Origin of the sequence: Propionispora hippei DSM 15287, from assembly GCF_900141835.1 — a bacterium.
Lineage (GTDB): Bacteria > Bacillota > Negativicutes > Propionisporales > Propionisporaceae > Propionispora > Propionispora hippei.
In genome coordinates, this window is the sequence record NZ_FQZD01000009.1 from 18231 (window position 1) to 31826 (window position 13596).

Here is a 13596-nt window from a genome sequence, read left to right on the forward strand (position 1 = left end):
AGTTACCCCTCTATACCAAATTGCCTTACACAGAACGGAGCCTTTGTCATAAAAGAGTACAACTGCCCGTTCTGTTTTCTTGTTCGGCCTTTTTTGGAAACATACGTTCCGCAGGATGAAAAATTGCCGGCTTACGTTAAGAAATCCGCGCTGTGCCCTTTGGGTATTTGTTTGAGCGAAGCGAGTTTACGGATTTTAGTAAGCCGGCAATTTTTCAAGTATGTTGGAGAACAGGCCTAGCCTTTTTGGTCCTTTTGGGGCAATGCCAAAAGGATGTCTGACTATTTGGCAGCACATCCAGACTGTAATACATAAACAAGATTATTATGCAACAGCATTATTACACTTCGTTTGCCATGGCCAGCAGCGTATCCATAAGTACATCGGTGCCGGCTGCAATATCGGCAAAGTCGGTCCATTCTTCGGCGCTATGGCTGATGCCGTTTTTGCTGGGTACAAAGATCATCGCCACCGGGGCAAACTCACCGACTAGCATAGAATCATGGAAGGCGCCGCTGATTACCTTTTGATAGGAAATGCCGCGCTGGCGGCAGGCCGCCTCAATCTTAGCCATCATCGCCGGATTGCAGTGCATCGGCTGGTCGTTATTGTATTCGGTCAGGCTGACCTGAACGCCGCGTTTTGCCTCAATGCCGGCAATCACCGCTTTTAGCCTGGCCACCAGACGCTCTTTGGCGTCAAAATCACAGTCGCGGATATCAATAGAGAACTTTACCTTGCCCGGAATGACATTGACCGCATTGGGACAGACTTCCACCCGCCCTATGGTAGCCGTCGTATATTCGCTGTCCGACTCGCGGGCCAGTTTTTCCAATGCCAGACCGATTTCACAGCTTGCCGCGTAGGCATCGCGCCGCTCCTCCATGGAAGTGCCGCCGGCGTGGGACTGGCAGCCGGTCACCTCGATATCGAAGTTGGTCGGCGCACAGATGGTTTTGACAACTCCCACCGTTTTCCCTGCCCGCTCTAATACGCCGGTTTGATCAATATGCAGCTCCACCGCGCCGTATACCGCACCCGGCTTGATAGGAATTTCAGCAAACCGTGCCAGGTCATAGTCAAGCTCGGTAAGCACCTCCGGCAGATTCCGCCCCCCCTTGTCCACCAGCTTATAGGCATCGGCCAGGTTTAGTTTGCCAGCCAGCGCCCGGCTGCCCAGACAGCCAAGTTCAAAGCGGGTAGGTTCTTCCGAAGTGTACACCACCACGACAATACTCCGTTCAAAGGTGGCGCCGGCTGACCGGATCAGCCGCACCGCCTCTAAACCGGCCACCACGCCGCTCATGCCGTCAAACATGCCGGCATGGAGCACCGTATCAATGTGCGATCCCGTCCAGACCGGCGGCAGTTCCGGCTGACGGCCCGGCAAAATGCCGAAAATATTGCCGATCCCGTCTTCTTTTACCGTCAGCCCAAGCTTTCGCATTTCGTCCTTTACATATTGTCTGGCCTCCATCTCGGGCTTGGTGAACAAAACCCGTGTAGTACCGGCTCCCGGCGTGGAGTTATAGGTGTTGATCGTTTCCAGCCAATGGCGGATGTTAGCTGCACTTGCCTGCTTTGTCATAATAACGCCACCTTCGTTCTGCTTCCTTTTACATTACATTTTGTGGCGTCTTAGCCAGCCACTGTTTTATATTCTCAAAGGCAATAACCGCCCGTTTGACCAAAGCCTCCTTGGTCGCAAAACCAACATGGGGCGCCAAAATGACGTTGGGCGCCTGCAGCAGCGGCTGTCCGGCCGGAATAGGCGGCTCCTGTTCAAAAACATCCACCGCCGCCCCGGCCAGCCGCCCTTCTGTCAGGGCTTCAGCCAACGCCGCGGCATCAACAACAGGACCGCGGGCCGTATTAATCAAAACAGCGCTCTGTTTCATCAGCGCCAGCTTCTCTCGGTTAATCAACTCCCTGGTCTGTTCCATAAGCGGTACATGGAGCGATACGATATCACAGGTTGCCAGCAGCGTATCCAAATCCACATAGCGGATGCCCGGGCTGTCCTTCACCGTCCGGCTGTAGGCATACACCTCGCAGCCAAAGGCCCGGGCCAGCGCCGCCACTTTCAGCCCGATGGCACCGGTGCCGACAATACCGAATTTTTTTCCTGCCAGTTCAAATCCGATCAGTCCGTCCTTGGTCCCGCCCCGGCGCACCGCCGTGTCACAGGCAATCAGACGGCGATACAAGCCAAGCACCAGCCCGAAGACCAGCTCGCCGACCGCCTCATTGGAGTAGCCGGCGCAATTGCAGACGGTAATGTTGTTCCGCCGGCAATAAGCCATATCAATGTGATCAATGCCGGTAAAGGCCACCGACAGCATGGTAATCTGCGGGCACTGGGCCAGCACCGCTTCGCGGTAGGGCATATTGGCCAGCACAACGATATCGGCGGCCCGGGACCGGGCCACCACCTCCGCCTGATCGGCGGGCGGACTGTCGTAGTAGGTAATGTCGGCGTCTTTTCCCAGCACTTGGGCGGCAATTTGCAGTAGTTTTTCCCGTTCGACGCCCAAGGGTTCAATAATGGCAATTTTCATAGTATCCTCCTCTGTTATAACGTGACATCCCGGTTGCAGTCCTTGGAATAAATATAGGCAAATAGGTCCCGCCCCACCCCGTAGGCGCCCTGGGGCACATAAGGACCGAACCACATAAAGTCGTCCTTTTTGATCGGCAGCCAGGTGTTTTCCATCAGGTACATCCCCTCGCCGCTTAAAATATAGGCGCCATGCTCCTGCACGTGAGTTTCCACAAAAGGATGGCAGCCCCCCGGCTCAAAGGCTAAAATATGCATATTCATATCAAACCCCAGCCCGGTAGGCAGCAAGTCCTTGATATATACATTGGCCATATCGTCATAGTTCCGGTAAGCGATCTCATTGACGTTGCCGGCGCAAGTATAGGCAGCTTTCCCGGCCAGCGGGAGATACCTCTGTTTATACAAAAGCAGCTTGCTCGGCACTTCACTGGTAAAGGCAATACCCGCACCGGCCGGCGCGTAGATAAAGCCGCCGGCAGTCAGCACAAAACGTTCCTGACCAACCGTAACAGCCAACGCTCCTTCGATGCAGTACAAAAAGCTTTCGATTGCCGGTTCGCCGCCGAAAGGGGCTGTTGTCCGGCCGCCCGGCGCCGCTTCCACCACATACTGGACAAAGCCGGCGCCCATTTTCGGCGAGGCCACAATACTAACCCGGCAGTTTTCGATATAAGGAATGACATTATTGACCAACCCGTCCTTCGGTATGATGGCATACAGGCCCGGTTTCACGATGGCGCGGGTACTTAATACATCATTTGGATATCCCATGATTTTTCCTCCTACGGCAAATTTTCCAGCGTATCCAGCACAGCCAGCACGGCTTTTGCCAGATGGCGGCTGTCGCTATATTCCTCCGGGCAATGGCTGCGGCCGCCCCGGCTGGGCACAAACACCATAGCCGTCGCCACCGCCGTCGCCAGTTGCAGGGCATCATGACCGGCGCCGCTGGGCAAATAGCCGAAAGCATAGCCCCGGCGGCGGCAGCTATTTTCCAGCAGCCCCTGCAAGGTCCGATCCAGTTCCGCCGGCCGTACCGTCAGCGTGCGGCTTACTTCGCAGCCGGCCTGCCGCATCCGGGCCAGTTTCCTGATAAAGCCCAGAATGTCATCTTCCATGGCCTGTATATCGGCTTCCCAGCGGCTCCGGATATCCAGATTGCACACTACCTGCCCGGCAATGGTGTTCACCACATTAGGTCGGATATCGCAAAAGCCGACGGTGGCGACAGCCTCAGGATAGGTCAGTGCCGTATCCTCAACCTTGCTGATCAGCCGGGCGGCCAGCGCCAGCGCGTCGGTCCGCATGGTCATCGGCGTGGTCCCCGCGTGATCCGGGCGTCCCTGCAGGCTGATCACATAGCGGCGCATACCGACAATGCCGCTGACAATGCCGATTTCCCGCTGCTGCTGTTCCAGCACCGGCCCCTGCTCACAGTGAATTTCAATAAAACAGCGGATGGTAGTTAAGTCCCAGGCAGCCTGGCTAATCTGCCCTGGCTCCAGTCCGAAGTCTCGCATGGCTGCCGCCAGACTGACCCCCTCGCCGTCATGGATAGCGGTCAACTGGGCCGGCTGCCACAGACCTAAAAACGCTTTACTGGAGAAAAAGCCGCCGCCAAACCGTACGCCTTCCTCATCATTGGTGGCCACCACCTCCAGCGACCAGGGCAGGCGCCGGCCGGCCGCCGCCAGTTCCCGCACCAGTTCCAGGCCGCATACCACACCGGCGATGCCGTCAAAAGCGCCGCCGTGCGGCACCGAGTCATAATGGGAGCAAAGCACCACCGTTTGCGCTGTTTGGCCTTCATACCGCCCAATCAGGGCTCCCGATGCATCCAACCGTACAGTCATACCCGCCTGCTTCATGGCTTCCGTCAGGTAATCAATCGCCTGACGGGCTTCGGCGGTAAAGGGGAGCCGGGTAACACCCTCCAGGGTTGACGAAAAGCAGCGCAGCTTTGCCAAATGACCCTTAATCCGTTCCGTCAGCCGCGCCAATTGCAGTTCCATAGTTATTCCTCCCTGCAGCGGCGGACCAGTTGACCGGTACCCTCGTCCCGCAACCGGCAGTTTTCCATCACAACCTGCCCCCGGACGATGGTCATAACCGGCGCGCCGGTGCCGCTAAGACCGGTAAAGGCCGAAAATTTGTGCTTGTAAAGCAGCTCATCAGCGGTAATTTCCCAGTTTCTTTGTGGGTCAATCACGGTAAAATCAGCATCCCGGCCGGGTATGACGGCACCCTTGACACCATACAGACCGAAAATAGCCGCCGGATTTAGACTCATCACCCGGGCCACCAGCGACGGGTCCGCTCCCTTTTGGTTGACCGCCAAATCCCAAAAAGTCTGCAATGAAGTCTGCACCCCGCTGATGCCGCCCCAGGCGCCAAAGGTACCGGTCTCGGAAGCTTCCGCCTTCTCTTCCGGCGTACAGGGCGAGTGATCGGAGCAAATGCAGTCCAGCGTGCCGTCCAACACATAGTCCCACAGCTTTTCCCGGTCGGCTGCCGTCCGAAGCGGCGGCGAACACTTAAACCGGGGCCCTTCGTTCACCAGGTCCTCCCCGGTAAACAGCAAGTAATGTACGCAGGTCTCGGCCGTAATATCCAGCCCCTTTATTTTAGCCTGCCGGATGGCTTCCGCCACGGCCGGGTGGGAAACATGACAAATATGGGCCCGGCCTTCCGTTTTATCCAGCAAAGCGATAATGTCGTTAACGGCTTTCAGCTCAGCCTCGACCGGTCGCGCCGCCAGATAATCGCGGCGGCCGGTTTTTCCGGCAGCCAGACTGGCGGTCTGCAGCCGTTCAATCATGTCGTGATCCTCACAGTGAAAGCCGGCCAACCCGCCAAACTCCCGCAAAGTAACCAGCACCTGTTCAATTTCCGCTATATCCAGCGCCGTATAATCCTGGCCCGGATTGCACATAAAGCATTTAAAAGCCAGCGCGCCGGCTTCCTGCAAACCGATCAGTTTATCCAGATTTGTTTTGACCAGAGCGCCCCAAAAGCCGTAATCAATGGCTGATTTTCCCTGCAGCAGTTCCGCCTTGCGGACAAAGACCTCCTGGTCGATAACCGGCGGTCTGTTCTGCATCGGCATGTCGATCACCGTTGTCACGCCGCCGGCTGCGGCCGCCCGGCTGCCCTGAGCGAATTCTTCCCGCCAGGTATAGCCCGGTTCGTTAAAATGCACATGGCAGTCAATCACGCCCGGCAGCAGGTATTTCCCTGTCAAATCCAGCACCTGCCGCGCCGGCACCGGCGTTTCACCGGCCAGAACGGCGGCAACCTTGCCATCCTTTACCGCTACCGCCGCCGCAATCACTTCATCGGCGGTAACCACCCGGGCATTTTTTATTAACAGATCGTACACGGTGCCACCTTCCTTTACGACTTTATATTTACCGTTTCCAGATGGAGTGATATAATCTAGCCAAACTTACCAAGGTAACCCTGATTCAATGAACCCATCGGAACGCGATGCGCGAATGAAGCAGTGGTTACTTAGCAAAGGGATGAACGGTATGGCAGTTACGTTAGATTGGTTTATTCATCACAGTCAGTTAAACAATATCCGTTTAGTTGTCGGCAACCTTCAGTCGTCCGGCGAGATTACCAGCGTCAATATCCTCGACAATCCGGATGTGCTTAAATGGTTCAAAAAGAATGAGTTAATCCTGACCACCGGCTATATTTTTAAGGATGATCCCGAGCTGCAGCGCACCATTATCCGGGAAATGAAAGAAATTGGCTGCGCCGGGCTGGCCGTCAAAATCAAGCGGTTTTTCAAAACCATCCCCGAGCCTTTGCTGGACGAAGCCAGAAAGCTGGATTTCCCGGTCATCGAACTACCCTTTTTCTACGGCTTCTCGGAAATCATTCACACCGTATACAACAAGCTGTATCTGCAGCAGCACCAACAAACGCTCCAGGACCAGCAGCTCATTATGGAGCTGAGCGAAGCCTTTTTTCAGCATAAAGACCTGACTTGCCTGGTAAAAATCGCGGCTGATTTCTTCGGCAGCCCTGTCTTAATTACCGACCTGTCTTACGCCTGCCTCGCTCTGGCGGCACCGGCCGCTTTTGACAGCGGGCAGCTTGCCGAGGCAGCCGTCGCCATGGCCGATCAGCTCACCGAACAGACCATGCCATTGACCGATTTCAGTCTCACTCTGAATGACCGGCAGTACCTGCTCTTGGCCAGCCTGCTGCCCAACCATCTGGGTTATCTTTGTCTCCTCACCCAGAACCAGCCGACCGGCAGTCAGACTATGGCTGTATTACATAAAGCGGCTCAAATCATGGCCCTTGCCTGCGAACAGCAACAAGTGTCCCGGCCGGGCCCTGCCAACCGCGCCCATTTCTTCTTAAATTTCCTGATGCACCATACCCAGGCCACCCTGGAAGAAACGCAGCAAATTTGTTCCTTTTACGGGTTCAACTATCATAAAGCCTGGGTTTGTGCCAGCTTCTCCCTGCAAGCCTACAGCGAGCTGCCAAAAAAGAAGCTCCTGCCTTTGCTGCAAAACTATTGCTCCCAGACGCGCACCGACGAGATGGCCATTTTCACCTGCGCCAACGACAGCCTGTTCTGCGCGTTTTTTCTGTTTCCCGTCGAGAGCAATCCTGTACACGCACTCAATGAAGTCCGCCGTATCGCCGACCGTCTTTGCCGGCAAGCGCAGCAGCTCAGCCAACTCCCGCTGCCGTCCGGCATCAGCGGTTTTCACCATACTCTGCAGGCTCTGCATACCTCTTTTGAAGAGAGCCTGCAAGCCCTTGCCCTGCAGCAGCGCCTGAAGCAGACGGCGCCGGCTTCTTATTTTCATCAAATCGCTTACCATTTATTGCTTCATTACTATAAAAAGGATAGCAGCCAGATCATCGAAAGCACCCTGCAGCCGCTGCTCGACTTCGATGTCCAGAACAATACCGATTTAACAGCCACGCTGAAAGTGTATTTTCAAAGCAAGTTCAACTCCAGCGTGGCCGCCAAGCAGCTCTACCTGCACCGCAATACCATGCTGCACCGGATTGAAAAGATCAAAGAGCTTCTCCATACCGACCTGAGCGATATGGATGAAAATTTTCTGTTATATCTGGGACTGTGCGCTTTGGATTTACGCAAACAAAAGTGACAGGCTCCTGGACAACCGCTGATTAATTCACACTGCGCGTTCTGACGGAGCTTTTTCCGCCTTGCTGCGTCAGCAAAACCTTGCAATAGGGGCCGCTATTCCTGCGGTTTACTTCCTTGCCAGACGAAAAAATCTCTCGCCGGCCCGACAGGTTCATTTAACCAGTGCTTACCTTGGCAACAAACTTCTTAGATTTTCACCGCATCAGGGAAAACCTTCTTTAATACGCTGGGGTCCAGATAGGTTTTAGCCTCCGGCACCGCCTTGATATTTTTCATATCCAGCATGAATTCGGCCATTTTGTTGGCCCCGTCGACAAACTGCTGATCATAGTTCATGGCATATACGTTTTTCTGCATAATACGGAAGCATTCGTCTTCCTTGATGTTAATCCGTTTCGCGATAATGGCGGCAGCCTCTTTCGGATGCTGATTGATGTAGTCGGTGGCCTTATGTAACGCTTTCAGCAGTTTTTCGGCCACTTCCGGATTCTTTTGATAGAAATCATCGGTAACCTGGACCGTCATATAAAAGTCAATCCAGTGAACATCGCCCTGTTTGTCCGGTAAATTGGAGGTCGTGCCGCTGAACAGCAGCTTGCCGCCCATGTCAACAGCCTTGCCGACCCACGGTTCCCAGGCCGCCATAGCGTCAATATCGCCTTTTTCCAGCGCCGCCAGTTGATCGGAAACCGGCAGATTGACAAACTGAATCTTGCCGATATCGGTGCCGGTGGCCGCCGCCATGTTGCGAATGGCGATCAATACGCCGGCGCCGTTAGTCATGCCGATTTTCTTGCCCTCCAAATCCTTGGCGCTGGTAAGCTGCAAATCCTTGCGGCCTACCACGCTCTGCGTGCCGGCGGCATTGGCCAGTGGAGCCAGCACCTTGACCTTTACGCCGTTGGCGGATACGGCAATGTTGTTATAGATCGAACCGAAACAAATGCCCGCTTCACCGCTGGCCACGAGGGCCGCATTTTCATCAGGCCCGGTCATCAGCTTATTTTTGATGTTTAAGCCCTCTTCTTTAAAATAGCCCATTTCCTCGGCAATAATCTGCTGGCCCGATACCTGCGGGTCCAGCTCACCATAGGCGATGATTTCCTTGGCTGCCCCCGAACCGGCAGCCGGCGCGGCAGCCTTTTGTCCGCCACCGCAGCCGGCCGTCGCTAAACCGGCTACAATGACCATCATGGCGGCGCAGCTACGCAATAATCCCTTTTTTATTCTCATCTTTATTTCCTCCTCTATTTATTCCGCTACCGTCACCAATTCCGGCAAGGCCTGCTTTAACAGCGTCGGATCGGCATATTGCCTGAATTCCGGCTTGCTGGGGATATTCTTCATTTCTTTCATAAACGAGGCCATTTCGTCGCTGGATTTTTTGAAATGATCGTCAAACTGCATAGAATATTTGTTTTGCCCCATAATCCTTTTTACCTGTTCTTTATCAAGATTGATTTCCTTGGCAATAATTTCGGCGGCTTCATCGGGATGCTCATGAATGAAGTCGGTGGCTTTTTTCAGTGCTTTCAGCATCGCCTGAATTTCCTGGGGATGCTCTTTCAGAAACTGATCGGTTACCTGCATGGTCGTGTAAAAGCTGAGCCATGACACCGGTCCCTGTTTATCCGGCAGATAAGAGTTGAGACCGCTGAACAGCAGCTTGCCGCCGGCTTTGACGGCATTGCTGACCCACGGTTCCCAGCAGGCCATCAGATCAATGTCACCGCGGTCCAGGGCCGCAATCTGGTCGCTGGGGCTTAAGATGACAAACTGGATCTTGTTGATGTCGACTCCCAGCTCGGTACACATATTGCGGATGGCAATCAATACGCCAGCCCCGGCCGCGATGCCGATTTTCTTGCCCTCCAGATCTTTCGCCTTCTGAATGGTTACATTCTTGCCGGCCACCACCGCCTGGGTATTGCCGATATCGGCCATGGGCGCCACAATTTTAACGCCTACGTTATTGGCTGCCACGGCAATGTCGGTGTACGGTGTTTCAAAAGATACCTGGGCCGTACCGCCCGAGATTAGCGGTGAAATGTCGCCGCCCGACTGAATCAGTTTATTGGTCACCTTGACTCCCTCGGCGGCAAAGAACCCTTTTTTGTCGGCAATAATCTGCTGCGCCGAAATCTGCGGATCAATGACGCCATAGGCGACAATCTCCTGGGACGCCGCTTGGGGCGCCTCTTTTTCCGTTTTTTGGCTGCCTGAGCCACAGCCGGCTACCAGCGCGGCCAGCATACAGACCGCAAAACCCAACCCTACCATACTTTTTTTCATTCTTGTCCCCCCATGCTTTTTTCTTTCAATTTAATAGCTAATGTTCTACCGCTTTACTGGCTCCGGCTTTTTTCCATTTAAACAAATGGTTTTCCAGGCGGGTCAATATCCCGTAGAACAGGGTATATTCCAAACCGATCAAAGTGGCCGATAAAAACATATCAGACATTTTAAACCAGTTTTTGGCATTCACAATGATGTAGCCCAGTCCGGACGACGCGCCCATCATTTCGGCCACCACCAGGGCGGAGAAGGTCAACGCCAGACTGATTTTCATACCGGCGAAGATATGGGGCAGGGCCGAATGCAAAATGACCTTGGTAAATACCTGACGGGGCGTGGCCCCCAGACTGCGTGCCGACCGGATCAGCACCGGATCGGTATTTTTTATGCCGTCCACAATGTAGCTAAGGAGCGGTATAAAGGTGGCGTAAGCGATCAGGGCAATCTTAGAGGATTCGCCAATGCCGAACCAGATGAGAAACATCGGCAAAAAGGCAAATACCGGAATGGGGCCCACCATATTCAGAACCGGCGACAGAATATTGTCAAACTCACGGCTTGTCGCAATCAGAATTCCTAACACCAGCGCCACCACCACGCCGATGGAAAAGCCGGCAATCATCCGGTAAAAGCTCATAGTCAGATGATCAACCAAGGTACCGGCCATAAAATATTCATAGCCTGTTTTCACCACTGTCACCGGTGACGGCAGAAACACCGGATTGAACCACTGGTTCAGGCCATTCAGATGGCTGACAAATTGCCAGATACAGAAGAAAACGAATAGGGAAATACCCTTGTAGTATTTATTGTTTCTTTCTTTTCTGGCTTCCGAAATTTTCCGGGGAACGATCACCTCCTCCTGCGGTAACGCGGGAAGCCCTCGCTGCAGCTTCATCAAACCTTCTTCCATTGTCGGCATGCTAATCACCCCTTTATTCCGTAATGACTGACTCTGTTTGATTATCGGTCAAGCCTTGTTCAAAAAGCTCGACATAGCTTAAAAATTCCGGAGATTTTGTCTCTCGCGGCCGCGGCAGGTTGATCGGCTGGTCCAGGGCAACCTCGCCCTGCTTTAAGAGCACCACCCGGTCGGCCAGATAAACCGCCTCCGGTACACTATGGGTGATGAAAAAGATGGTCTTCTGGCTCAATTGCCAGATCCGGATCAGTTCTTTGCGCATCGTATCGCGGGTCAGCGCATCCAACGCTCCCAGCGGTTCATCCATCAGCAGCACGGCTGGGTCGTTGACCAGTGCCCGGGCAATGCCCACCCGCTGCGCCATGCCGCCGGACAGTTCAGACGGATACAGCTTCTCATATCCTTCCAGTCCGATCAGTGAAATGTATTTGGTAGCGATCTGGGCCGCGTCTTTCCGGTTTTTCAGCCGGAGACCGAACTCCACATTCTCCCGCACCGTATACCAGGGAAACAAGGCGTGCTGCTGAAATACGACGCCCCTGTCGGCTGCCGGACCTTCCACCCGGTTATCGTCCACCAGAATACGGCCTTTATCCGGCTTAAGGTAACCGGCCAGCAGGTTAAGCAGCGTGGATTTACCGCAGCCGCTCTTACCTAAAATACAGATGAACTGGCCCGTCTCTATCGTTAGGTTGATATCCTGCAAAACGTATTGCGGTTTTCCGTTTACTTCATCAAAAGCTTTATAAATATGTTCAAAGCTGACCGCCATCGGCTTTCCCTCCAAAAACAAAACGGCGCAAACCGGTTTTCACGGTTTGCGCCATTGCAAATTTGTTTCATTCATTTGAGTATGGGTTTATTATAGTATGTCTGGAAGCACTGCTCAATGTTCATGTGCACATTATAACTATTTTTCACTATGCTCATTGCACATGAAGCTTTTTGGGTGAATGCTCAGCCCATCGTTTTCCACTCAGCCTCTTTAAAACCTACCAGCACACGGTTCCCGGTGATCAGCAGCGGGCGCTTGACCAGCATACCGTCGCTTGCCAGGAGCGTCAACTGTTCTTCTTCACTCATCCCCGGCAGTTTATCTTTTAGGGCCAGCGACTTATATAAAATGCCGCTGGTATTGAACAGCTTCCGCAGCGGTACGCCGGCTTTAGCCTGCCAAGCTTTTAGCTCTGCGGCCGACGGCTTGGCTTCCTTGATATTACGCTCCTCATAGGATATCTGATTCTCCATCAGCCACTGCCGGGCCTTCTTACAGGTACTGCAGGCAGGATAGCAGAGAAACAGGCAGTTTGCCTCCATCCTAAATCACTCCTCTATGATAATGACTCCCTCATTGCAGCACGACCGTTGCGCCGGGATACAGACCGCCAACCGCGCCGCGAAGCACCAGCGTATCCGGCAAAAGGCCTGCGGTAATTTCCGTAAAATCACCTACGGTCTCACCGATAGACACCGGCTGTGTCCCAACGGTATTGTCCGTTACGGTATAGACAAAGCAACTCCCTGTATCATCCTGTTGCAGGGCTGCCGACGGAACGGCCAGCACCGGCACCGTCTGCCCCGTTTCCAGGATCATTTGCACGGCCATCCCCGGCACCAGACCGGCCGGTTGACCAGTCAGCTTGATATGAGCCCGGTAGGTAACGGACTGATCCTCCCCTACTTCCGGATAGATGCCCGCAACCTGTCCCGGCACCGTTTGCTCACCCAGTTGCAGCGTAACTGCCGTACCCAGCCGGCATACATACAAATCGCTTTGCTCCAGTGAAATGACCGCTTCCAATTCCTGCCCGCTGCCCAAGGACATAAGCTGCTGTCCGGACGGCACGTTCTTACCCTGCGCGGTCATCAACCCGGTGACAATCCCGTCAGCCGGCGCTTTTACTTCTACCGGACCACGGGGCACGGCAGCAACGGATTGCGTGGTGCTTCCCGACGCCGCCGGCGCACTGCCTTGGCTTTCCCGGGCAGCTTTAAGACGGGCTGCCGCCGCCTCCAACTGTTTGCGGGAAATCGCTCCCAGGTCATACAATTTTTGATACCGGTCGAATTCCTGCTGCGCGTTCTCATAAGAAGCCCGCGAGGCCGGGAGGCCGGCCGACGGCTGCGCAGGCTGTACCACCGGTGGCGCAGTGACCGCCTCCAGGGTCAGCAGCGGCTGCCCGGTTTTAACCGCCTGCCCCGGCACCACATAAAGCCTGGCAACCGTCCCGGCATACTCTGTGTAAACCGGTAAAAGCTGGGCTTGCTCCAGCGAACCGGTCCGGACAAGTCTGTATGGCTTGTCCACAACACCGGCAGCAACCGCCGTTACAGCGGCAGGCGACTGTGGCAGTTGGAACTGGTGCCGGGCCCAGCGCAGCAGCGGAAACAAATGATAACTGACGGCAATCAGCGCGGCCAGTACGAGCAGCAGCAAGCCGCCTACCAGCACCGGCTGATTTTGCCGGATTGCTATTTTCATATACTTTTCCTCCGTAAAACTAACACTATAACAGATACTATGTTCTCACTTTTCCCTTCCGCCGTCAAGGCAGGTCCCGCACCTGTCTGATCCGGTAAATGCTGGACGGTCTAGGGAACCATCTCTTCGTTGCCTCCGGTCAGCATATACCGGTATGCCGTCCTCCGCCGCCTCGTGTCGCGAAAACTAGT

At 54.4% G+C, this 13596-nt stretch carries 12 protein-coding genes; 1 reads left to right on the forward strand and 11 read right to left on the reverse strand.

What is annotated here, in order from left to right:
• Nucleotides 1–340: 340 nt before the first annotated feature.
• From F3H20_RS06360 to allB, 5 genes are read right to left on the reverse strand one after another with little or no spacing between them, the layout of a single operon-like run.
• Nucleotides 341–1588, reverse strand: coding sequence for a Zn-dependent hydrolase (locus F3H20_RS06360; protein WP_149734113.1), 1248 nt, complete (start codon nucleotides 1586–1588; stop codon nucleotides 341–343).
• A gap of 28 nt (nucleotides 1589–1616) precedes the next feature.
• On the reverse strand, nucleotides 1617–2558 hold the full coding sequence (locus F3H20_RS06365; protein WP_149734114.1) for an NAD(P)-dependent oxidoreductase: 942 nt from the start codon (nucleotides 2556–2558) through the stop codon (nucleotides 1617–1619).
• A 14-nt stretch (nucleotides 2559–2572) separates the two neighbouring features.
• The gene (gene allE, locus F3H20_RS06370; protein ID WP_149734115.1) at nucleotides 2573–3331 is read right to left on the reverse strand and encodes a (S)-ureidoglycine aminohydrolase; all 759 of its coding nucleotides are present in this window, start codon (nucleotides 3329–3331) and stop codon (nucleotides 2573–2575) included.
• An 11-nt stretch (nucleotides 3332–3342) separates the two neighbouring features.
• Nucleotides 3343–4572, reverse strand: a complete 1230-nt coding sequence (locus tag F3H20_RS06375) for a M20 family metallo-hydrolase (protein ID WP_149734116.1) — start codon at nucleotides 4570–4572, stop codon at nucleotides 3343–3345.
• A 2-nt stretch (nucleotides 4573–4574) separates the two neighbouring features.
• Nucleotides 4575–5939, reverse strand: coding sequence for an allantoinase AllB (gene allB / locus F3H20_RS06380; protein WP_149734117.1), 1365 nt, complete (start codon nucleotides 5937–5939; stop codon nucleotides 4575–4577).
• 151 nt (nucleotides 5940–6090) lie between these two features.
• On the opposite strand from allB, the gene F3H20_RS06385 reads away from it, so the two are divergent.
• Nucleotides 6091–7704, forward strand: a complete 1614-nt coding sequence (locus F3H20_RS06385; RefSeq protein ID WP_188128219.1) for a PucR family transcriptional regulator — start codon at nucleotides 6091–6093, stop codon at nucleotides 7702–7704.
• A 188-nt stretch (nucleotides 7705–7892) separates the two neighbouring features.
• Here F3H20_RS06385 and F3H20_RS06390 read toward each other — a convergent pair whose 3' ends face one another.
• The 6 genes from F3H20_RS06390 to F3H20_RS06415 all read right to left on the reverse strand — a co-directional run bounded on the left by F3H20_RS06390 (nucleotide 7893) and on the right by F3H20_RS06415 (nucleotide 13405).
• Nucleotides 7893–8939, reverse strand: a complete 1047-nt coding sequence (locus F3H20_RS06390; RefSeq protein ID WP_149734119.1) for an ABC transporter substrate-binding protein — start codon at nucleotides 8937–8939, stop codon at nucleotides 7893–7895.
• 18 nt (nucleotides 8940–8957) lie between these two features.
• Nucleotides 8958–9998: an ABC transporter substrate-binding protein gene (locus F3H20_RS06395; RefSeq protein ID WP_149734120.1), complete on the reverse strand. Its 1041-nt coding sequence runs from the start codon at nucleotides 9996–9998 to the stop codon at nucleotides 8958–8960.
• 37 nt (nucleotides 9999–10035) lie between these two features.
• The gene (locus F3H20_RS06400; protein WP_149734121.1) at nucleotides 10036–10923 is read right to left on the reverse strand and encodes an ABC transporter permease; all 888 of its coding nucleotides are present in this window, start codon (nucleotides 10921–10923) and stop codon (nucleotides 10036–10038) included.
• A 13-nt stretch (nucleotides 10924–10936) separates the two neighbouring features.
• Nucleotides 10937–11695 carry an ABC transporter ATP-binding protein gene (locus tag F3H20_RS06405; RefSeq protein WP_149734122.1) on the reverse strand — a complete coding sequence of 253 codons (759 nt, stop codon included), beginning with the start codon at nucleotides 11693–11695 and terminating at the stop codon, nucleotides 10937–10939.
• 185 nt (nucleotides 11696–11880) lie between these two features.
• Nucleotides 11881–12240 (reverse strand): arsenate reductase family protein, encoded by a 360-nt coding sequence (locus tag F3H20_RS06410; protein ID WP_149734123.1) that lies wholly within the window; start codon nucleotides 12238–12240, stop codon nucleotides 11881–11883.
• A 31-nt stretch (nucleotides 12241–12271) separates the two neighbouring features.
• Nucleotides 12272–13405, reverse strand: coding sequence for an efflux RND transporter periplasmic adaptor subunit (locus tag F3H20_RS06415; RefSeq protein ID WP_149734124.1), 1134 nt, complete (start codon nucleotides 13403–13405; stop codon nucleotides 12272–12274).
• Nucleotides 13406–13596 lie beyond the last annotated feature (191 nt).